This is a genomic window from Eubacterium sp. (assembly GCF_057858645.1).
This window is the reverse complement of record NZ_DBLZZO010000011.1, coordinates 54,719-76,833: the sequence shown is the minus strand read 5'-3', so window position 1 is coordinate 76,833 and position 22,115 is coordinate 54,719. Positions and strand designations below refer to the sequence as shown.

Genomic DNA, 22,115 nt, shown 5'->3' with positions numbered 1-22,115 from the left:
ACTTCCGGCTTGATATACCACTTCCATTTCAGCCAAGTCCTTATTGCGATGTTCTTTTCTGCTTGCATTTAAGATTTCGTCCTTTTTCATAAAAACACCTCCATGCCAAGTTTTCTTTGCATGTTTTAATTATACACATACCAAGTTTTCTTGTCAATAGAGTTCATAAAAAAGTTACAACCGATATAATAGATAACTTTTCTACCACTTCGATTATACTCGCAACTTAATGACTTCTTGAATACTTGCCGAAAAAGAAAAACTGCCATCGGTTTGACAGCAGTTCTTCTTCGGTTAGTATCCGTTAGGAATACACAATATCATTCATTACAATCTCATCGGCACAGGCTCGAATGTTATTCATCAATCCTATCCATCTCATCATATCCGTTGCTTTCAGTTCTTCTGTTACACCTTGCTTCTTTGCCATTTCCTTTATCAGATATTCCGCCATATCACGAGCCGAAGTATCAATTTCGGCAAGGTGTTCATATAACTTTCCGCTTGTCAGCAGATTAAAATATAGCACACTTTTCGACAAATTCTTACAAATAACTACAAATTTTTTCACAAGAAACGAAAAAAACGATACTGCATCTCTGATAAGGCTTTTCATACAGATCCATAAAATCATCCGGACAGGAAATCTGATTACCAATATGGTATCTACAATCAGATATAGTGCAAATGCTTCGTCAGACCACCCCCCGAAACAAGTTCCCGGAATATTGATTATCATGAATCCGAAACAACCCAATCTCCCTACTTGTTCTGTGACCTCAACATATTTATTGTTCCACTTATTATCAAATCCATCTTTGCACTTAATCGCAAATACAACATTGGGTATCATAATGACTGCAATAAAAATCAGCCCAAAAACATTAAGTCATTCCATATTATCTACCATCACAAACTTCGATTTGTAAATTTCATTGAATATGAATTTTATCTTTCTCCAGTAGATACAGATATGTAATCGGATTCTGTGCCGACTGATTCAACTTCAATCCGACTATCGACTTTCCAATGTAGAACGATTCATTCTCATCCATACCTCTTTGGTAGAGTCTATTTATTTTGATGACAAGGATTTTATGCCTGATGTCTTTTTCTTCAAGTGGAGCGGCACCGTTTATTCTTTCACACTCATCAACCGATAAAGCCTCTGCAGAATGGTGTCCGGCAACAATGTTTGTAAGTCCCGCGTCACCAACATAGTTGAAAGCATTAATCAGTGAAGCCTCTGCAGCAAATGCCTCTTCTTCGGTTAAGTTTGAATTGATGATTATTTTCTCAACCTCAAATCCGGCATTCTTAATATCCGCAATAGTCTTCAGTTTCAACTTCTCGCTATCAGGACTGCCCAGGCTCTCTTTTTCATGTTCATCATCCTTTGTTACAACTGCTGCTTTCTTTTCTCTCAATCTCAATATTCCTGTCTATCCAACCATAAAATTTCCTAGATTTTTAAAAGCTTTTAGGACATTTTTTGCGGTATTATTTCCAGTAACCAAAACTATCGAAATCCCATTATTTCAAGCCTTTTTCATACTATCAATTATGTACTTTAGTCAACAGAACCACTGTCTCCACATGCACTGTCTGACCAAACATGTCGCATGGTGTTGCTTCCTTTAACTTATACCCATGTTCTTCAAGCCACTTCAAATCCCTTGCCAATGTAGCGCTGTCACAGCTTACATAAACAATTCTCTCCGGATTCATTTTTACAATAGTATCAAGTAACACCTGGTCGCAACCTTTTCGTGGCGGGTCCACCACAATCACATCCGGCTTACATTCAGGTTGATTTTTATGTTCCTCAAAATATTTAGGAACTACTTCTTCTGCTGCCCCAACCAGAAACTCTGTATTTTCCATGCCATTTATGGCAGCGTTTTCTCTGGCATTGTCAATTGCTTCAGGAACAATCTCCACGCCAATAACCTTCTTTGCAGCTTTTGCAAGGAAAAGAGAAATACTTCCAATACCACAATACAAATCCCACACAGTTTCTTTACCTGTAAGGTTTGCATATTCCAGCGCCTTGTTGTAAAGCTTTTCTGTCTGAATTGGATTTACCTGGAAAAATGACAATGGAGAAATTCTAAACTTAACATCCCCAATGTAATCTTCAATATAATCTTTTCCGTACAAATTAATAATTTCTCTGCCTAAAATTACATTGCTTTTTTCTTTATTTACATTAAGACAAATACTTGTCATGTCATCAATTTGCAATAACTGTTCCACCAATTCCTGTGAATGTGGCAATTTATTTCCATTAATAACCACACAAACCATTATCTCATTTGTAAAAGCACCAATTCTAATAAGAACATGTCTCACCAAACCTTTGTGTGCTTTTTCATCATAAGGTTTAATGTTATAAATATTCATAAAAGTTTTTACTATATGCATTACGGTGCCATTTACGTCACCATCTTTTTCAATACCAAGAAGGCAATTGTCCACGCTAATAATGGAATGAGTTCTGCCTGCATAAAAACCGCTGACAATATTTCCCTCTCTGTCCAGACCTACCGGAAACTGTGCCTTGTTTCTATAATGAAAAGGTCCGTTGTCTTCATGTCCCTTTACTGACAACTCTTCCATGCCGATAATAGGCTTCATTTCAAAGTCTTCTATGCCACCAATTCGTTTAATATTGTTATAGACTTTTTTCTCTTTAAATTCCAACTGCTGCTTGTAATTCATTGCCTGCAACTGACAGCCTCCACAGCGGTTTGCCTCAGGGCAAAGAGGCTCTACACGATAAGGGGATGGCTTTACAACTTCAAGTAATTTGGCAAAAGCAAAATTCTTTTTTGCCTTCATTATTTTCACCTTTACCACATCGCCAATAACTGCATCTTTTACAAAAAGAGCATAGCCATCAACTTTGCCTATGCCCTCTCCTGTAGTTCCCTGATCAATAATTTCTATTTCAATAATATCATTCTTATTAAACATATATTTTAATCATTCTCCATTTTTATTCAGTAGTTCTTCTAATGTTGCTCTCTAAAAATCTATTGTAGCCTAACCACTGGTCTGATGTTGCTGTTCCGTTACTCTTAAAGATTTCCATAACTGTTTCCATCTTTGCGTCTGTATTATCTGCAAAATTAAGTGCAACAGCTTCAATTAATGCCGGCTTCTTTGGTGAACCGTATTCAAGCTCGCCATGATGCGCCAAAATACAATGCTTCAATTCATTTGCCTGCTTTGTTGGAAAATCAGGTATTGTTGCTATAATCTTTGAAAGCATTTCCGAACCCATAACAATATGACCTAACAACTGACCTGCATCTGTGTATTCATTAGAAGGAAAATCTGATAATTCATATACTTTTCCAATATCATGACAAATAGCCGAAGTAATAAGTAAATCCCTGTTTAAAATAGGATATTGTTTTGTATAAAAATCGCATAACTTTGTTACTGAAAGTGTATGCTCTAATAAACCACCGATAAATCCATGGTGAACACTTTTAGCCGCTGAATGTTTCTTAAATGCCTCTGCAAAATTTGCATCATCAACGAATAATGTTGTTAAAATCTGTTTATAATAAGGGTTATTAACACTGGCGATGAATTTTAGCAATTCTGTCATCATTTCGTCGATGTTTTTATCAGTGCAAGGTAAATAATTTGATGGATCAACATTTTCTTCACTTACTTTTCTTGCGCGCTTAATACTAAGCTGTGTCTGACCGTTAAAAACTGTAACGTCTCCATGAACTTCTACATAATCTAATGCGTCAAAATCATCAATGCCCATTGAACCCGGGTCCCAGATTTTTGCATCTAACTGTCCTGTTTTATCCTGTAAAATAACATTCTCATACTCTTTTCCTGTTTTTGTCATTGCGCTACTTTTTTGTTTGCATAAGTATACTTCCTGTACTCTTTCACCTTCACGTAATGTTTCGATATATTTCATTATTTCCTCCTAATATAAGAATTTACTTTTATACACATTTAAGCTAAACTTTATTATAATTGATTATGTATTCAAATACAAGAACAGTACCACTGTATTTGGTGGCAGAATATGTATAGTTACATCAAATAAATGGAGATTATAAAATGAACAAAAAGGTATTAAAAACATTAGAGTTTAACAAAATTATTGACTTGCTAAAAGAAGAAGCAGGTTCTGACATGGGTCGCAGACTTTGTGAGAATCTCACCCCTTCATCTGATTATCATGAGATAAAAATAATGCAGCAAAATACAGGCGATGCACTTACACGAGTTTGGCAAAAAGGGAGTCTTTCTTTTTCGGGACTTCACAACATTGGTGAATCCCTTAAACGATTGGAAATTGGCAGCACCCTTGGCATGGGAGAACTTCTTAGAATCAGTTCCCTATTAAAAGTTGCCAACAGGGTTAAAACTTTTTCAAGACGAGATGACGATGGTAACAAAGACAGCCTAGACGATATGTTTGAAGCCATTGAGCCTCTTACTAATTTAAATAAAGAAATTGAAAAGTGTATTATTTCTGAAGAAGAAATGGCAGATGATGCTTCTTATAACTTAAAAAATATTCGAAGACAGATGAAGCTGACAAACGATAGAATTCACAGTCAGCTTAGTAACCTTGTTAATTCTACTAACAACAAAACATACTTACAGGACTCTCTTATTACCATGAGAGACGGTCGTTACTGCGTTCCTGTTAAACAAGAATATCGTGGCAATGTGCCGGGAATTATTCACGACCAGTCCTCAACAGGTTCAACTCTTTTTGTAGAGCCTACTGTAGTTGTGGAACTTAATAACAAGTTGCGTGAACTATCAGTTAAAGAAGCTGATGAAATTCAAATTATACTTGCTAATTTAAGTGTTACATGTAGCGAATACATGGAACAGCTTAGAACTGACATGAAGTTACTGCCTAAACTTGACTTTATTTTTGCGAAAGCAAATCTTGCCAAGAAAATGAAAGCAACCATGCCTGAGTTTAACGACAAACGTTTTATAAACATTAAACAGGGACGTCACCCATTACTTGATCCAAAGAAAGTAGTGCCAATAGACGTTAATTTAGGAAAAGATTTTAACCTGCTTATTGTTACAGGTCCTAACACCGGTGGTAAAACAGTTTCCCTAAAAACAGTTGGTCTATTATCATTAATGGGCCAATCAGGTTTACACATTCCTGCATTTGAGGGCAGTAGCCTTGCAGTATTTAAAGAAATTTTTGCAGACATTGGTGACGAGCAGAGTATTGAGCAAAGTTTAAGTACCTTCTCAGCCCATATGGTAAACACTGTAAATATTTTAGACAAAGCTGATCAGGACTCTCTTGTTCTCTTTGACGAATTAGGTGCAGGAACTGATCCGGTAGAAGGTGCAGCTCTTGGAATTTCAATTCTTAACTTCTTAAAGAATATGGGTACAAGAACCATGGCAACAACTCACTATAGTGAGTTAAAACTTTACGCCCTCTCCACCGATGGTGTCCAGAATGCCAGTTGCGAATTTGATGTTGAAACTTTAAGACCAACTTACCGCTTATTAATTGGTATACCGGGAAAAAGTAATGCCTTTGCAATTTCAGAGAAACTTGGATTACCTAAATTTATTATTGATGATGCCAAATCAAGAATTGATGCTGAAGATGAGCAGTTTGAAGATGTTTTAGCTGAACTTGAACGTCAGAAGAAACAGATTGAAAAAGACCACGAAACAATTTCTGTTTACAAGTCTCAAATAGCGTCTTTGAAAAAAGATTACGAATACAGAACTAAAGAAATTAATGAAAAGAAAGATAAGATTTTATCTAAAGCAAGGGAAGAAGCCCTTGATATTCTTAAAGAAGCTAAGGAAACTGCTGATACAGCAATTAAAAATATTAACAAATACGGTAAGTCCGGCAATACAAAAGAACTTGAAAAATCAAGAACTGCCGTTGGTTCAAAAATTAAAAAGAATCAAAGCCACAGTTCGATTAAGGCTTCTAAGCCTTCAAAATCTTACAAAGCTTCTGACTTTAAACTTGGAACAGGGGTTAAGGTGCTTAGCATGAACTTAAATGGTACTGTTGCCTCCCTTCCAAACGCAGCCGGTAACTTAACTGTCAAAATGGGTATTTTAAACAGCAAGGTTAATATTAGGGACTTAGAAATTATTGATGAACCTGATATTAAGGCACCGGGTCTTACAAGAAACAGTAGCGGCAAGATTAAAATGAACAAATCTCTTAACGTGAAGATGGAAATCAACTTAATCGGTAAAACTGTTGATGAAGCTTTAGGTGAACTTGAGAAATATCTTGATGATGCTTACATTGCACATTTACCACAGGTTTATGTAATTCATGGTAAAGGCACAGGCACATTAAGAAAAGCAGTTCAGAATTATTTGAAAACCTGCTCTTATGTTAAGTCATACAGAAACGGCGAGCATGGTGAAGGGGGTGCAGGTGCTACAGTAGTAGAATTTAAGTAATGTTTAATATTAGAAAATAAAATTTTGTATTATTGCAGATTTTATTTTTTGTATTATTGCAGATTTTATTTACTGCAAATAAGATATTTTTACATTTTATTATAAGCTATTTAACATAAGAACTTTATGATATAATTATTAAAAATCGGCTGAAAAATTTTAATTAACATTATATTTCCATTATCTTTAAAATATAAAAGATACTAGGATTTTAATTTTTCAGTAACCATTAATGGGAGGACAATCAAATGGCAAACAAACAGAAAATATTAATAGTTGATGATGATGCAAACATTGCAAATCTTATTTCTCTTTATTTAACAAAAGAGTGTTTTGATACAAGAACAGAAGAAGACGGTCAGTCAGCACTTAACGCTTTTAAGGAATATAATCCTGACCTTGTACTTCTTGACATTATGCTACCGGGCATTGACGGATACGAAGTATGTAGGGAAATCCGAAAAGAGTCAAAAGTTCCTATTATTATGCTTTCTGCCAAAACTGAAGTTTTTGACAAAGTATTAGGACTTGAATTAGGTGCAGATGATTATATGATTAAACCTTTCGACTCAAAAGAATTAGTTGCAAGAGTTAAGGCAGTTCTAAGACGTTACACAGCACCTGCTGCAGCTCCAACTCCTAAGTCAGGCAAATATGTTGAGTACAAGGATTTAATTATCAACTTATCAAACTACGAAGTTATTTACAAAGGAAAACAAGTTGAAATGACACCAAGGGAAATTGAACTTTTATTTTTCCTTGCTTCATCTCCTAACCAGGTTTTCACTCGTGAACAGTTGCTTGACCATATTTGGGGTTACGAATATGCAGGTGATACACGTACAGTTGACGTCCACATTAAACGTATAAGAGAAAAAATTTCTGACACAGATGAATGGTCTATTGGAACTGTTTGGAGCGTTGGATACAGATTCGAGGTACATAACAAATAATGAGAAATTCTATTTTAACTAAATTTTTTATAGGATATTTTTCCTTTGCTGTACTTGGATTTTTACTTATAACTTATTGGTCAACAAACCTTATTTACAATCATTTGGTTCAGGACGATGCCAAACAGCTTAACAGCTACGCGTCTGTTGTTTCAGATAATATCAAATCTCTTGATATAGAATCTTTGGATGATATTTCAAGTCCTGATAACTACTTTAGTGATTTTAACAGAGTATTGAATTGTAATCTTCTTGTTTTAGATAATAATAAGAAAATGATTTATACTACTGACAAAACTCAGGAATTAAGCAACGATGAACATACAATTGTATTTAACGACTTTGATCCAACTGACTATAGCAAAGTTTCCTATAGAATAGGAAAATTATACAATATTTCAAAAACTGACACTTTAAGTGTTGTCCACACACTTGCAAAAGACGATATAACTTACGGGTACGTGGTAGCCCACATGCCTACATCTTATATTAAGGACAGCAGTTACAATATTACTTACATTTTCTATGTAACGTATATTATAATACTGGCTTTGTCTTTAATAGTTTTTCTTAATTTCATGTGGTTTATTTATTTACCTCTTAAACAAATTCGTCTGGCGGCAATGGAATATGCCAAAGGTAATTTTGAATATGAGGGCTTAAAAGTAAATAACGATGATGAAATTGGTGATGTGGCAAGTTCACTTAAATACATGTCTAAGCAGTTAAACAATTCAAGGGAATATCAGAAGAAATTTATTTCAAATATTTCTCACGATTTCCGTTCACCTTTAACATCAATTAAAGGTTATCTGGAAGCAATGATGGATGGAACCATACCACCTGAGGATTATAACAAATATTTATCAATTGTTATTTCCGAAGCAAACCGTTTAGAGAAATTAACGACCGGTCTGCGTAGCTTAAACAATTGGAACAGCACCGGGCCTGAACTTTTATACGAAGAGTTCAGTATGGAAAGTGTTATTACTTCCACTGTTGAAACTTTTCAGGGAAGTTGTGAAAAGAAGCATATACAGCTTATAATTCAATTTCCTACAAAACATTACAATGTCTATGCTGACAAAGGGAAAATTGAACAGGTTCTTTACAACCTTTTAGATAATGCCATTAAATTCAGTAATATTGGTTCAAAAATCATATTAAAGGTTTACAACAAGGGTGAAAAAGTCTACTGTTCTGTTAAAGATTTTGGTATGGGTATTCCTAGTGACAGCATTGATAAGATTTGGCAAAGATTTTATAAAACAGACCTTTCAAGAGGCCGTGATAAAACCGGTTCCGGTATTGGTCTTGCCATTGTTAAAGAAATTATGATGGCTCATGGTGAAAACATTGACGTTATAAGCACCGAAGGTGTTGGAACTGAATTTGTATTTTCACTAAAACGCGCCAAGAAATAGTTACATGAAAGAAATAGTTATATGAAATAAACAGTTATGTGAAATAAATAGTTATATCAAATAAATAATCATATTCAATGAAACAAGATTCCTGCATTTGGCTGTTATCCCGATCTCTTGTAATTAGATTTTGAGATGAGACGTCAATTAACAGGAATCTTTTTTCATTTTTCCTTAGTTTTATTTAATTTTTGTTTTATATTTTTTTATTTATTTGTTAATTATTTTATTTTTAGTTTTCTTTTTTACTTAATCTCATAATTTTTAATACATTTCTATTGATTTTGTATTATGTCCTGGGTAATTTTTGCAATGAATTCCGAATTAGTAGGTCGGTATTTTCCTGAATCAATTATGTATCCATAATTTTCCTTATGGGCCTGATCATTCCAGGCGACCTCTATGGCATGCCTTATTGCTTTTTCAACTCTTTGTGCTGTAGAATGGTGTTTTTTTGCTACATCAGGATATAGAATCTTAGTCACTGCATCCAAAGCTTCCTCATTGTTTACAGCCTCTTTTACAGCAGTTATCATATATCTGTAGCCTTTTAATCTGGTTGGTATACCAACTGCATTAAGTTTTTCTGAAATAGCTTTATCAATTTTCTTATTGTCCTCAAAAACACTATAACTTAACCCTTTGGTGTTTTCTTTAGTCATAATTTCAGTTGTTGCAACTGTCCCCTCTTCAATTATTTCATTCATTCGTGTGTATATCTTCTTTACTTTCTTCACAACGATTTTTGTATCATAAGGTTTGGTGAGAACATAATCTACATTTCTGTGAAATGCCTCACAAATTAGCAAATCACTAGTAACTGTAGTTGTCATTATAAGTTTTGTCTTATCCGACACGCCATACTCATTAATCTTATCTAACAATGTGTACCCATCGTATATAGGTAAAAGCAAATCAAATATAACGATATTGGGTTCTTCTCTTTTAAAAATTTCAAAAGCATCTTTTCCGTTGTCAGTAGCCCCCACTACTGCAATTTCTAAATCTTTTTCAAGTTCTTTTGTCAACTGTTGTTTTACAACTGTCTGACTTTCTGCAACCAATACTTTTAACTTCCTCATGTTGCCCCCTTCATTTATAAAACTTTTTCTTTTTGCATTCTTAGTTTTATTTTTTTCAACAATATTCGTTAAAAATATTTCTGTTTTTCATTTTGCAGGCATTTATCAATTGCCCTACAATCTCCTTTTTGTACTTTACTTTTTGAATCTCCCCCCTTCGTTAAGTTTACAATAATATGTTGCAAGTTAATTTTTGCAGATATTTAAACAAAATATTGCAATTTAAAATCTGCATTTTTATAATAGCTGTATTAGGAAAAAATTGAAAGTTATTGTTTTACACCAAATCTTTGCTCTAATCTATTACCTGGTGCAATTCAATACCTTTATGAGAGGGGTATGAAAATGAATATTGAAGCTAATAACAAATACGCTGAACAAAATCTTTTAAAATCAAACATTATAAAAAACATTAATAAAATACTTAATACTAACAACTGGTCAATTAGGAAACTTTCTGATTTTTCGGGGCTCCCCTATGAATCTGTGAAGAAACTTCTTTCCGGCAAAATAACAAATCCAACTATTTACACTTTATACAAAATCAGTCAGGCTCTAGGATGTGGCATGGATTATCTTATTGGCTACGATATTGGTTGCAGTATACCTGCCGGTGAATTACCTCCAAGAGCATTTACTCTTCTTCAGGAAATTGTCCGTTTTGAACATTCAATTCATCAAAACAATCAAACTAACGGTGTAATGGAAATCCCCGTATTGGTTCCTACAGGATTAATCAAAGATGGCATGATTTACGATAGTGTTTACACAGAAACCATTAACGCCTATGCATACTCAGACATTTGCGATAATATAATTATGTGTGGCATAAAAATATTAGGCAACTATCTTTCACCTACATATCTTGATGGTGACATTCTGCTTATTGCAAGAGACCGTTTTCCTATCCCCGGAGAAGTTGGCATATTCTTAAAAGGGAAAGCTGTTTATATTAGAAGATATGAAAATGGGCAACCTATGCGTCTGGTTCCTGTTACTAATAGTGGTGACACACTTTTCATAAATAACATTGACGTCATCCATTTTTTCGGAAGAGTAATCACTGTTATCAGAACATAAACTCTATAAATATAGTTGTGGGAGAATTATTAATTTTGCCATAAATCTTTTTGTAGAATTTGATATTCTCATCACTTTTTGCGATGTTTTGCACTAATTAATGTTTTTTTCAGTACACATAATTTCTAATTTTTTTAGAATAAATTTTATATATTTTTCTAAATTTGTTAATGATTATATTGTTGCAATATGTCAGTAATTGTATTATTATATGAATATAAATTTTTAAATTTAAAGGAGGCTTTCATAATGGCTTACAAGATTAATGATGGATGCATCGGTTGTGGTGCATGTGCAGGTGCCTGCCCAGTTGGCGCTATTAGCGAAGGTGACGGAGCATTCGTTATCGATGCTAGTGCATGTATCGAATGTGGAGCTTGTACAGGATCATGTCCTACAGGTTCAATCGAATTAGATGCTTAATTAGAGATAGTAAAAGGAGACACCCCAAGGTTGTCTCCTTTTCTATTGCACATTATTCATTATTTAATTCTGCTAATAACCAACTTCTACATCTGTCCCATAGAATTACTTAATAGCTATCTACTGAGCCGGTGCTTTCTTTCCGATTTTCAAATCTCCCTTTTTCTTCTCTGCTGCCAGCTTTTTCTGTTTTTCCTGTTTAAGTCTTTGTTCTTCTTTTTTAGTTTTCTTCAGTAGAAGTTTTTCAGCTTTAAGTTGTTGCCTTTTTTCTCTTCTTGAAAGTTTTTGTTTGGAACGCATTGCCATATCTAACTTTTTATAGCGTTCTTCCTCTCTTTCGTCTTGAGTCCGCATTAGATAATTCATTTCTTTTAAAACTTTTTCGCTTACGTTTCCACTTACTTCCTTGCCTAATTCTCCGGCACTCTTCTTTAACGCCTTAGAGACAACCTTATCCATTATTGCCTGAAACTGTTCCATCTTGCTTTCGCTGCTCTCAATTGTCTCAACCTTCATCTGCTCTTTAAGCACCGGTGCGCTAACTGCTGTAGCTGTTAAAGCCATGTTATTTCTGCAATTATTGTTTTTTCCTTCTTTTGTATCAGGGTCCGTCAGCATCATTTTAATTGTTCTAAGTCCATAGCCCTGATTTTTTAAGTCACGCACATTCTTCAACAAATTAATATGATTGTCGGTGTAATATCGATGCCCCATTTCATTTCTTGGTATGACTATATTAAGTTCTTCCTCCCAGTATCTTAAAACATGAGATTCTACTCCAAGCATCCTTGATGCATCTGAAATCATGTATCTCTTTTCCCCCATTTTAACCTCCTAAACCTGCCCCTTTAAAGGGTTTGAAATTCATACTAATTTCTTAACACTACAATTATAAGTCCATTATATTCCCCTATCAATAAAAATAGCACTGCAAAAAATGTAACCTTTTGCGGAGGTGTCGAAGAAGATATATTTATATACTTGAGTATACAAAAAACCTTTGAGACAAATTTAAAATCTGTTTCAAAGGTTTTCTACATATTATCATTATCTATTAAAAATACTTTATGTCTTCTTAGGCATACAACAATTTAAATCTGATCACCAGGTTGTTCTGCATCTTCGAATTTTGTAAACTGTGGTAACCATACCAATTCAACTTCACCTACAGGGCCGTTTCTCTGTTTAGCTACGTTAAGAATAATTCTGTTTCTGTCTTCTTCTTTTTTCTCCTTGTCGTAATATCTTGACATAAGCATTACAACGTCGGCATCCTGCTCGATAGAACCGGATTCACGAAGATCCGCCATAATAGGCTTTCTGTCTTCTCTTGTTTCAGATGCACGGTTAAGCTGTGAAAGTGCAATTACGGGAACATTTAACTCTCTGGCAATACCCTTTAATGTTCTTGATATTTCTGCAATTTCCTGTTCACGGCTTCCGTGAGGCGTGTTAGTTGTCATCAACTGTAAGTAGTCTACAATAACCAACTGAATATCTTTCTCCAGTTTGAACTTTCTACACTTTGATCTCATTTCACCGATACTGATACCTGGTGTATCATCAATAATAATTCCTGAGTTACCAATGACATTGGCTGATTCTACTATATTTTCCCATTCGCTATCACTTAAATCACCAATACGGATTTTCTGTGAGCTAACCATTGAGTTCTGTGAAATTACACGGTTTATAAGCTGTTCGCTTGACATTTCCAAACTGAATATTGCTACCGGTATATTATGTTTTACTGCAATTGTTTCTGTTAAGTTAAGTACGAAGGCTGTTTTACCAACAGAAGGTCTGGCAGCTATAAGAATCAAATCGGAAGGCTGCAGACCTGACAACTGCTTGTCAAGCTTGGCAAATCCTGTTTCCAAACCTGTAATAGAACCTTTCGTCTGAGCTGCCTGTTCAATCTTGTCAAAAACATTTAAAACAATCTGTCTTACAGGAACATAATCTCCTGTATTACCTGTTTGAATCAAGTCAAAAATACTTTTCTCTGTTTCTTCAAGAATTGCCTCTAAAGGCTTGTTGCCTGCATAACATGTATTAGCAATACTCTCATTTGCCCTTATAAGATTTCTCATTACTGACTTTTCATATACAATATCCGCATACTGCTTTATGTTTGCAGATGTTGGAACCATATCTAAAATATTTCTAATAAAATCAATACTAATAACTTCTGAAGGAACGTCCATTTCTTCCAGTTTTGTTTTGATTGTAACCAGGTCACCCTCACGTCCTTCGTTATACAATTCAACCATTGCCTTAAACAATGAACCGTACTGTTTATTATAAAAATCCGCATCTGATAATTTTTCCATTGCAACTGTTATTGCTTCCTGGTCCATCATCATTGAGCCAATAACAGCCTGCTCCGCCTCGTTGCTATGAGGCATTATTCTTTTTACTACTGCTTCGTCCATAGTGCATCTCCATTCATAGTAAAATTATCGCAATACATCCTTAGACATATTGCGATTCTCTTAATTACTAATTATTTTGCTTCAACTTTTACTGCTAACTTTCCAACTACATCCTTGTGTAACTTAATGTTTACATTGTAAGTTCCAAGTGACTTAATTGCATCAGGAATAACAATCTTCTTTTTGTCAATATCCATTCCCAGCTGTTTCTTTGCTTCTAAAGCTATTTCTTTACTTGAAATTGAACCAAATACCTTGCCTTCAACTCCAGCCTGTATCTTAACAGTAACTGATTTGTCTTCTAAGTCCTTTGCCAAAGCCTGAGCAGCTTCTAATTTTTCTTTGGCAACTTTAGCTGCATTCTGCTGTTGAAGCTTTAAGTCATTTAAATTCTTTCCTGTTGCTTCTAAACCTAAATTCTTCTTTAATATGAAATTTCTTGCATATCCATCATTTACATTTACTATTTCGCCTTTTTTTCCAAGTGACTTTACGTCTTCTAATAAAATAACTTTCATTACATGTCTCCTTCTTCAATTCTTCTACTGATTGCGTTTTTAATCATCTGTGTTACTTCTCCTAAAGATGCGTCTTTAACCTGGGCTCCTGCCAGATTCATGTGACCGCCACCTCCAAACTCTTCCATAAGCACCTGAACATTAATTTTATCTAACGATCTTGCACTTATGTATATTAAATCATTGTATGGTGTACATACGAATGATGCTTTTACATTCTTAATGTTTAACAATTCATTAGCTGCCTGAGCACCTACAACTGTTGGTGATGAAACATTCTTTGCCGTACATACAGAAATTGCATAACAGTCCTTGTAAATTTCTGTATTCTGTACTGCTGCAGCTTTTGCCTTATAATCATTAATATCATCTCTAAACATTCGTCTGACTCTTGTTATGTCCGCACCGTTTTTCTTAAGGTATGCTGCCGCCTCGAAAGTTCTTACACCTGTTCTGTTGGTGAAATTATTTGTATCCACCATAATACCACCATAAAGTGCTTCGGCTTCTATTTTATTAATCTTCACTGTTTCCGGTATATACTGCATAATCTCTACAACCATTTCACATGTAGAAGATGATGCAAGTTCTATATATGACAACTGTGCGTTATCTATTACATCTTCTGATTGTCTATGATGATCGAAGACAACCAGACACTGTGCTCTTCTGACTAATTCAGGATATTCTGTATAAGCAGCTCTGTTACAGTCAACAACTATTAAGGCGTCATTTTTTCCTATTTTGGAAACTGCTTCGCTACCTGAAATAAACATGTCTTCAGCATAAATATCTGACTCATGGAACATTTGAGCTATGGGTATTACGCTACCTGAAATATCTTCTATTACAATGTGGGCTTTTTTACCAATTGTCTGAGCTATTCTATAAAATCCTATGGAAGCACCAAATGAATCGTTATCTCCAATATGGTGTCCCATTATAAATATTGTTTCCTTTGTTTCAATTAAATCTCTAAATGCTGTAGCTTTTACTCTTGATTTTACTTTTGTATTTTTCTCTACTGACTTGGACTTTCCACCATAATAATATACTTTGTTGCCTTCTTTTAGCACTGCCTGGTCACCACCACGTCCCAGTGCCATGTCAATGGCTGCTCTTGCGATCTCATAATTTGCCACTAAACCATTGCCACCTACACCTATACCAATACTAAGTGTAATTGGAAGTCCATTTCCAATATTTACTGTTTTTACTTCATCTAATATTGCAAACTTATTTGTCTGCATCTTGCTAACATATTTTGTTTTAAACATGACGAAATATTTATCATTTTCAAGTTTTCGTACAATTCCGTCATACTGTGTGAAATACTTATTTATTTTTCTATCTATTAACGCTACAAGCAATGTTCTTCTTGTTGGATCGATACTATTAAGAACTTCATCATAGTTATCAATATAAATATGACCTGTTACTAATTTTTCCTCTTTGTTCTCTTTGGCTAACTGGTGAATCAATGTCTCGTCAAACATATACATGGAAATTAACGCCCCACCACCACCAATCAATGGCACTAAAGCACTTTCTACGTTTTCCTCATTCATTGAGAATAATTTGAGAATTATCTTATACACTTTATTCTCGTGTTTAACTTCAAATTCACTTCTGCCCTCTTCATCAAATGAAAAGTCCTCTGCGGTTATTCCTTCAAAAACAGATGTAATAAGCTTATTTCTGATATTTTTTTCGCATATTTTATCCATTTCGTTGTTAGTCCACATTACCTTGCCGCTTTCATCTAAAAGACAATATGGTACTTCCATGTCACGTATCATTTTTCTTTGAACCTGACTGTACTCCGCTCCGAAATCAACAAGATTTCTCATAATATTAGGCTTAAACAATAAATACACTGTAGCAGATATACATAAATATAAAACTGCTGCAAATGTCATCAACACACCTGTCTTTATACTTATTGTAAACCCTAATGCCGCCATTACAATCCAAATAAAATTCAAGTATAATGGCCATCTAATATATTGGGGTAAATTTCCTTTAGCTTTTAATTTCTTCTCGTCCACCATTTTACTTCCTTTCAAAAAGGTATAAAAACCTAGTTTCGCTTAAATTATACCATATTTTATCTTTACAGTTAATATATTTTCCTTTAAAATCAAAGAAGTTATTTGCGAAGGAGAGATTTTTATGTTCAGAGTTTGGGGTAGAACCTTTAAAAGCAACAAAATGCTACAAAGCACTACAATTGAATTAGATATAGATGACACAAGAACCCATAAGATTTTCAAGGCTCTTGAGATGATTTGCGACGAATTTGATTTAAGCAATCCTATATGGCTTGAATCTAATATTAAGGAGTTCAAAAAAATTGCCCGCACAAGATTTTATGCGGACAGTTTTGTTGAATCTATTGATTTTGATTATCTGGATTTCTATGTAATCGAAGAGGACTAATTACATTGGTCCTCTCATTAGGAAATCCATAATTTTCTTTGAATCTTCTAATTCATGAGCTACTATTTCCATTTCAGGAATCTGTGCTGATGAAGAGAAAATTGTTGAAAGTGAAACAAGCTGACATAACTTAGATTTAAGGTTAAGTCTGTCCCCGTCATCTGTGATAAGTTCAACCTTTCCCTCACAACTGTCTATTACTTTTAAAAATTCTTCCGGATTATCGATATTCTTAATCTTCATAATTGTATTTCCTTTCTATCTTGATTTTTATTTTAGTTTAAAACTTTAATTATAATTTTTTATTTTGGTTTCAATATAATTCTAATCTTTATTTCAAAACTTAATTACAACTTTAGTTTTAATTTTATTTATTTTTCTGTTTTTCTTCAATTTCTTTTAGCATGTCAATTCTAACCTGATGTCTTCCACCTTCATATTCAGCTTCAAGCCACTGGTCTACTATCATTTTTGCAAGTTCAATACCAACAACTCTTGCGCCAAAAGCAATTATGTTTGTATTATTGTGCTGTTTTGATAACTTTGCACTATAAGGTTCACTACATACACATGCTCTGATGCCATTTACTTTGTTTGCTGCAAGCGAAATTCCAACGCCTGTTCCACAAATTAATACGCCACAGTCAACCTCACCTGCAACAACAGCATTTGCAACTGCTTCCCCATATTCAGGATAGTTACATCTTTCAGTTGAATCTGTACCGAAATTAACAACTTCATGGCCTTTTTCTTCAAGGTATGCCTTAATTTCATTCTTCATTTCTACTGCAACATGATCATTTCCAATTCCAATTTTCATTTTTCTACCTCTCATAATTTTCATATTTTAGTCGAGAAAATATTAAGAAATATCTCCTTTAAAAATTAATATGTTACACAGTAAATAACCTGTTATACAATAATATATTCTTCTGCACCCTTTACAACCTCTGTTACTTCATTACAGATGATTGTTGCCTGATCCAAGTCAAGAACTTTACATAAGGTGCTTTTTCCTGATTTGCTACTATCTGCTAAAATATAAGCTTTCTTAGCATTTTTGCATACAATTCGCTTCTTCTCAGCTTCAAGTAGATCCGGTGTATTATATCCTGCCTCAAGGGAAAAACCTGACATTCCAACAAATGCCTTATCAAAATAGTAACTCTTTAAGAAATTGTTTGTTGTAATTCCTCTAATTGATGCTGTTGCTATATTAATCTCTCCGCCGGCAATAATACATTTAATGTTAGGACTTTGTAGTTCAGAATATATTAATGCGTTCGTTGTCACTACTGTTATATTCTTGTCTCTTAAATATTTCATCATATCTAAAGCTGTACTACCTGAATCAATGTAAATGGAATCTCCATCTTCAACTAATTCGGCTGCTGCTTTAGCAATTCTATCTTTCTCACTGACATTTTTCATTTTCTTTGACATGACAGGGATTTCATAGCTGTCTCTTTTTAAACAAGCGCCACCGCCTCTAAGTAAAGTAATCTCGCCTTCACGTTCCATGGTCTTAAGATCTCTTCTAACCGTAGACTCTGACACTCCACCTAAGGCCTCACAAAACTCATCTAAAGATACAACCTCATTTTGTTCCAGTAATTTTGCGATTTGCAATCTTCTCTCATAAGGTATCATATCTTTTTCCTCCTACTCTCTATAATATCCTTTAGCCAATAAAAATGTCAATAATAATCGGTGTTTACATAACTTCTTCTAATGTTGGCATGGATGGCTGTGCTCCGCATCTGCATACAGTTATTGCACTGCACTTTGTTGCGAATCTGCAAGCCTCTGTCAATGTTAATCCTTCAACAATAGAATGGCTTACTGCCCCAATATATGAATCTCCGGCTCCGGTTGTTTCCACTGCATCGACCTTCTTTGCCGGAATAACTTCGATTGTACCATTTTCATATACTACAGCCCCAAGTGATCCTAATGTAATAATCACGTTATTATTGTATTTTTCGGCTAATTTCTTTATTTCTTCTTTTGCTCTATCTACTGAATCAACAGTTTCCTTACAGTAAAAAGATGCCTCAACCTCATTTACTACAAGTATATCTACTTTTGCAAGATATTCGTCCGGTATTTCAATCGCAGGCGCTGCATTTAACACAACTATACAACCTGCTTCTTTTGCTTTGTCAATTCCATATTCTATCATTGGCACAGGAATTTCGTTTTGTAAAATACAAACCTTTGACTCCTTTAATGCCGGCATAGCTTTGTCTATATCTTCTTTTGTAATCTGGAAATTTGCACCTCTTACAATGCTGGCATAAACGCTACCGTCTTCTAATGCGTGTATAATTCCCATTCCGCTACTGCCTTCAACTTTTCTAATGAACCTTGTATCAACTCCGTACTGTTTTGCTGTACAAACCAAAAAGTCTGCTGATGCATCAGTTCCAACGCAACCTACCATATATGTTGGTGTTTTTAATTTAGCTGTCTGCACTGCCTGATTTGCGCCTTTTCCACCGGCACTAAATGTAGAATTATCTACTGCCATTGTTTCGCCTTTATAAGGTAGTCTATCTACTTTTAAGATAACATCATAATTTAAACTGCCTATTACAGTGATTTTATTTTTCACTTTCTTACCTCCTGCCATCTGTTAAAAAAGAAAGGCGCAAAGTTTAAATCCTTGCGCCTTTTTATAATTCAAATGCTTTGAAAATATATTAGTGCCGCAATACTGTGTGCTATTTGCGGTTTTGTTTTGTAGCTTAAAACTAAGCTGTCTTTTTATGTCTTGAAACGAATCCCTTAATATCCTGCTGGATGAATTCGAAGTATGAAGCTACGATGATAATAATACCAGTTACTACGAACTGCCAGAAAGAATCTACGTTGATTACTACCATACCTACTTTTAATACTGCAAGCATTAATGCTCCGAAGAATGTACCAAGGGCTGTACCTTTACCACCTGCCATTCTTGTTCCACCGATAGCTGCTGCTGCGATGGCATTTGTTTCATATGCCTGACCTGCTGTTGCTTCTGCTGAACCTAAGCTTGCTAACATAATCATACCTGCGATTGCTGCACAGATTCCACAGAAAATGTATGCTACATATTTTGTTTTGATTACGTTTACACCTGAAAGTTTAGCTGCTTCTTCGTTTCCACCGATTGCATATAAGTAATCACCACTTCTCATCTTTGATAAAATAATGTGAGCAATTACGAATACTACTACCATTACTACAATGTAACTTCTAACGCCGGCAAATATTTCACCGTTGAAAATGTTTCTGTATGATTCTGGAACATTTGTTACCGGTACGCCTCCTGTTACTACGTAAGCAATACCTCTGTATAAACTCATTGTACCAAGTGTAGCAATGAAAGGCTGTAATTTTAATTTGTTAATTAAGAATCCGTTAAATGCACCAAGAACTGCACCGATTACGATACCAACAACAATTGCTAATACTGGATTCATTCCATAAGTTACTGTACATGACGCAACTACGATACCGGTTATGGCGTATGTACAACCTACTGAAAGGTCGATACCACCTGTTATGATTGTGAACATCATACCTACGGCAAGAATACCATTTAATACCATTTGCTGTAAAACTGTTATAAAGTTACTATAATTCAAAAAGTTTTTATTTAGTGCTGTAAATACTACACACATAGCGATTGTAGCAATGAGAACTACAAATTCTCGCTTATACTTATTCCAAATATTTTTCATTTTATTTACCTCCAATTGCCAAATCAAGAATTGAATCTTCGTCAAAATCAACTTCGTTTGTAAGCTCAGCAGTTATCTTTCCTTCACTCATAATGATAATTCTATCACTAATACCCATTGCTTCAGGTAATTCTGAAGATACCACTATGATACTTTTTCCTGCTTCTACAAGTTCCTCCATAAGTCTGTAAATTTCAGCTTTAGCACCTACGTCTACACCCTTTGTTGGTTCATCGAAAATGATAATATCTACATCTGTAGACATCCATCTTGCTAAAATAACTTTCTGCTGGTTACCACCTGACATATTACTTGTCATATAATCGACACGTCTTGGATGTACATCCATTTCCTCAAAAAACTTTTCAGCATTTTTGACTTTCTTCTTTGTGTCTGTAAATGGTCCTGTCATATATTTCTCTAAACTGGAAATAGCTATGTTTTCATAATTGTTTGATAGATTCATAAATCCCTGTGTTTTTCTATCTTCCGGTAATAAACCTATTCCGGCTCTCAAAGCCTTTGTAGTATTCCAGCCGCTCTTTACCTCTTTGCCTTTTAAAACAATCTTTCCTGAAGTTCTCTGGTCAGCTCCAATGATTGTTCTCATTACCTCTGTTCTTCCTGCTCCTACCAAGCCGAAGAAACCAAGGATTTCACCTTTATGAAGTTCAAAACTTACGTCTTGATAATTTTCGTTTGTTAAATGTTCTACACTTAAAACAACCTCGTCTGTTCGTGGACTTGGTTTTGTTCTTGAAGCCACTGCTGCTACATCTCTACCTACCATTGCATGAATTAATTCTTCTCTGGTAGTATTTTTAATGTCCATTGTCTGGATATATTCCCCATCTCTTAAAATGGAAGCTCTATCACAGATTTGGAAAATTTCTTCCAATCTATGGCTTACATATAAAATAGTTACGCCCTGTTTCTTTAGTTTTCTTACTACATCAAACAAAGCTTCTGTTTCTTTCATTGTAATCGATGCTGTTGGCTCATCAAGAGAGATAATTGTTGAATGATGGTACAATGCTCTTGCAATTGCCAACATCTGCATTTCACCTGCTGTCAATGTACTTACTAAATCTGATGATTTAAAGTTACAATTTAATTCTGCCAGTATTTCATCAACTTCTCTATTCATTTTCTTGAAGTCTATAAAGACTCCTTTTTTAGGTTCATAACCCATTGTTACATTTTGACCAACAGTAAGATCTTTTACTACTAAAGTTTCCTGATGAACTTTAGATATTTTGCCATTTACAATAGCATCATTTGTGTCTTTAAAGCTTACTTTCTCTCCATGAAGCTTTACTTCGCCTTCATATTCCGGATAAACCCCATGTAATATATTTAATAGTGTGGATTTTCCTGCACCATTTTCACCTAATAATGCGTGAACCTCTCCTTCCTCTACAGAAAAAGATATATCTTTAAGGACGTGTACTCCTGGAAAGCGTTTGTTAATATTAACAAATTCAACAGCCTTCGCCATAATAGTTCCTCCTTTTTATAGATGGGAGAAAGCAGTGCCTTCTCCCATTGTAAAATTACCTTTTATTTTC

21 protein-coding genes are annotated in these 22,115 nt (G+C 34.6%); 6 read left to right on the top strand and 15 right to left on the bottom strand.

Going from position 1 to position 22,115, the window contains the following annotated elements:
* Window positions 1-304: 304 nt before the first annotated feature.
* From ACZM4J_RS05405 to ACZM4J_RS05390, 4 genes are all read right to left on the bottom strand, one after another.
* Entirely contained in the window at window positions 305-853 is a 549-nt protein-coding gene (locus tag ACZM4J_RS05405; RefSeq protein WP_004853433.1) for a TnpV protein, read from the bottom strand.
* A 79-nt stretch (window positions 854-932) separates the two neighbouring features.
* A complete protein-coding gene (locus tag ACZM4J_RS05400; protein WP_412623118.1) occupies window positions 933-1,427 on the bottom strand; it encodes an LEM-3-like GIY-YIG domain-containing protein in 495 nt (164 codons plus the stop codon).
* Window positions 1,428-1,557: 130 nt separating this feature from the next.
* Complete coding sequence (gene rlmD, locus ACZM4J_RS05395; RefSeq protein ID WP_412623119.1) at window positions 1,558-2,976, bottom strand: 23S rRNA (uracil(1939)-C(5))-methyltransferase RlmD; 1,419 nt, start codon at window positions 2,974-2,976, stop codon at window positions 1,558-1,560.
* Window positions 2,977-2,998: 22 nt separating this feature from the next.
* Window positions 2,999-3,949, bottom strand: coding sequence for a 3'-5' exoribonuclease YhaM family protein (locus ACZM4J_RS05390; RefSeq protein ID WP_022164574.1), 951 nt, complete (start codon window positions 3,947-3,949; stop codon window positions 2,999-3,001).
* Between the two features lie 146 nt (window positions 3,950-4,095).
* On the opposite strand from ACZM4J_RS05390, the gene ACZM4J_RS05385 reads away from it, so the two are divergent.
* From ACZM4J_RS05385 to ACZM4J_RS05375, 3 genes are all read left to right on the top strand, one after another.
* Window positions 4,096-6,465 (top strand): endonuclease MutS2, encoded by a 2,370-nt coding sequence (locus ACZM4J_RS05385; RefSeq protein WP_412335975.1) that lies wholly within the window; start codon window positions 4,096-4,098, stop codon window positions 6,463-6,465.
* Between the two features lie 248 nt (window positions 6,466-6,713).
* Window positions 6,714-7,418 (top strand): response regulator, encoded by a 705-nt coding sequence (locus ACZM4J_RS05380; protein ID WP_412623120.1) that lies wholly within the window; start codon window positions 6,714-6,716, stop codon window positions 7,416-7,418.
* Window positions 7,418-8,842, top strand: coding sequence for a HAMP domain-containing sensor histidine kinase (locus ACZM4J_RS05375; RefSeq protein ID WP_022165106.1), 1,425 nt, complete (start codon window positions 7,418-7,420; stop codon window positions 8,840-8,842). Before ACZM4J_RS05380 ends, ACZM4J_RS05375 begins: the two co-directional genes overlap by 1 nt.
* Window positions 8,843-9,117: 275 nt before the next feature.
* Here ACZM4J_RS05375 and ACZM4J_RS05370 read toward each other — a convergent pair whose 3' ends face one another.
* The gene (locus ACZM4J_RS05370; protein ID WP_022165107.1) at window positions 9,118-9,924 is read right to left on the bottom strand and encodes a sporulation initiation factor Spo0A C-terminal domain-containing protein; all 807 of its coding nucleotides are present in this window, start codon (window positions 9,922-9,924) and stop codon (window positions 9,118-9,120) included.
* A gap of 339 nt (window positions 9,925-10,263) precedes the next feature.
* On the opposite strand from ACZM4J_RS05370, the gene ACZM4J_RS05365 reads away from it, so the two are divergent.
* Both ACZM4J_RS05365 and fdxA read left to right on the top strand, forming a co-directional pair.
* A complete protein-coding gene (locus ACZM4J_RS05365; protein WP_412623121.1) occupies window positions 10,264-11,004 on the top strand; it encodes a helix-turn-helix domain-containing protein in 741 nt (246 codons plus the stop codon).
* 249 nt (window positions 11,005-11,253) lie between these two features.
* The gene (gene fdxA / locus ACZM4J_RS05360) at window positions 11,254-11,427 is read left to right on the top strand and encodes a 4Fe-4S ferredoxin (protein WP_117999954.1); all 174 of its coding nucleotides are present in this window, start codon (window positions 11,254-11,256) and stop codon (window positions 11,425-11,427) included.
* Between the two features lie 120 nt (window positions 11,428-11,547).
* Here the strand turns inward: fdxA and ACZM4J_RS05355 are convergent, their stop codons facing one another.
* From ACZM4J_RS05355 to ACZM4J_RS05340, 4 genes are all read right to left on the bottom strand, one after another.
* Complete coding sequence (locus tag ACZM4J_RS05355) at window positions 11,548-12,252, bottom strand: helix-turn-helix domain-containing protein (RefSeq protein ID WP_412623122.1); 705 nt, start codon at window positions 12,250-12,252, stop codon at window positions 11,548-11,550.
* Between the two features lie 266 nt (window positions 12,253-12,518).
* Window positions 12,519-13,862 (bottom strand): replicative DNA helicase, encoded by a 1,344-nt coding sequence (gene dnaB / locus ACZM4J_RS05350; RefSeq protein WP_117999956.1) that lies wholly within the window; start codon window positions 13,860-13,862, stop codon window positions 12,519-12,521.
* Between the two features lie 71 nt (window positions 13,863-13,933).
* Window positions 13,934-14,380, bottom strand: coding sequence for a 50S ribosomal protein L9 (gene rplI, locus ACZM4J_RS05345; RefSeq protein WP_022165111.1), 447 nt, complete (start codon window positions 14,378-14,380; stop codon window positions 13,934-13,936).
* Window positions 14,380-16,431 (bottom strand): DHH family phosphoesterase, encoded by a 2,052-nt coding sequence (locus tag ACZM4J_RS05340; RefSeq protein ID WP_412623123.1) that lies wholly within the window; start codon window positions 16,429-16,431, stop codon window positions 14,380-14,382. Before ACZM4J_RS05340 ends, rplI begins: the two co-directional genes overlap by 1 nt.
* A gap of 121 nt (window positions 16,432-16,552) precedes the next feature.
* On the opposite strand from ACZM4J_RS05340, the gene ACZM4J_RS05335 reads away from it, so the two are divergent.
* Window positions 16,553-16,819, top strand: a complete 267-nt coding sequence (locus ACZM4J_RS05335; protein ID WP_022165113.1) for a hypothetical protein — start codon at window positions 16,553-16,555, stop codon at window positions 16,817-16,819.
* Here ACZM4J_RS05335 and ACZM4J_RS05330 read toward each other — a convergent pair whose 3' ends face one another.
* The 6 genes from ACZM4J_RS05330 to ACZM4J_RS05305 form a co-directional block, all read right to left on the bottom strand.
* Window positions 16,820-17,062, bottom strand: a complete 243-nt coding sequence (locus tag ACZM4J_RS05330; protein WP_022165114.1) for a hypothetical protein — start codon at window positions 17,060-17,062, stop codon at window positions 16,820-16,822.
* 124 nt (window positions 17,063-17,186) lie between these two features.
* On the bottom strand, window positions 17,187-17,639 hold the full coding sequence (rpiB, locus tag ACZM4J_RS05325; protein ID WP_022165115.1) for a ribose 5-phosphate isomerase B: 453 nt from the start codon (window positions 17,637-17,639) through the stop codon (window positions 17,187-17,189).
* Between the two features lie 92 nt (window positions 17,640-17,731).
* Window positions 17,732-18,469, bottom strand: coding sequence for a DeoR/GlpR family DNA-binding transcription regulator (locus ACZM4J_RS05320; protein ID WP_489485725.1), 738 nt, complete (start codon window positions 18,467-18,469; stop codon window positions 17,732-17,734).
* A gap of 64 nt (window positions 18,470-18,533) precedes the next feature.
* Complete coding sequence (locus tag ACZM4J_RS05315; RefSeq protein WP_412623125.1) at window positions 18,534-19,433, bottom strand: ribokinase; 900 nt, start codon at window positions 19,431-19,433, stop codon at window positions 18,534-18,536.
* A gap of 139 nt (window positions 19,434-19,572) precedes the next feature.
* Entirely contained in the window at window positions 19,573-20,547 is a 975-nt protein-coding gene (locus ACZM4J_RS05310; protein ID WP_296963618.1) for an ABC transporter permease, read from the bottom strand.
* 1 nt (window position 20,548) lies between these two features.
* Window positions 20,549-22,045, bottom strand: a complete 1,497-nt coding sequence (locus tag ACZM4J_RS05305) for a sugar ABC transporter ATP-binding protein (protein WP_022165119.1) — start codon at window positions 22,043-22,045, stop codon at window positions 20,549-20,551.
* Window positions 22,046-22,115: the final 70 nt, after the last annotated feature.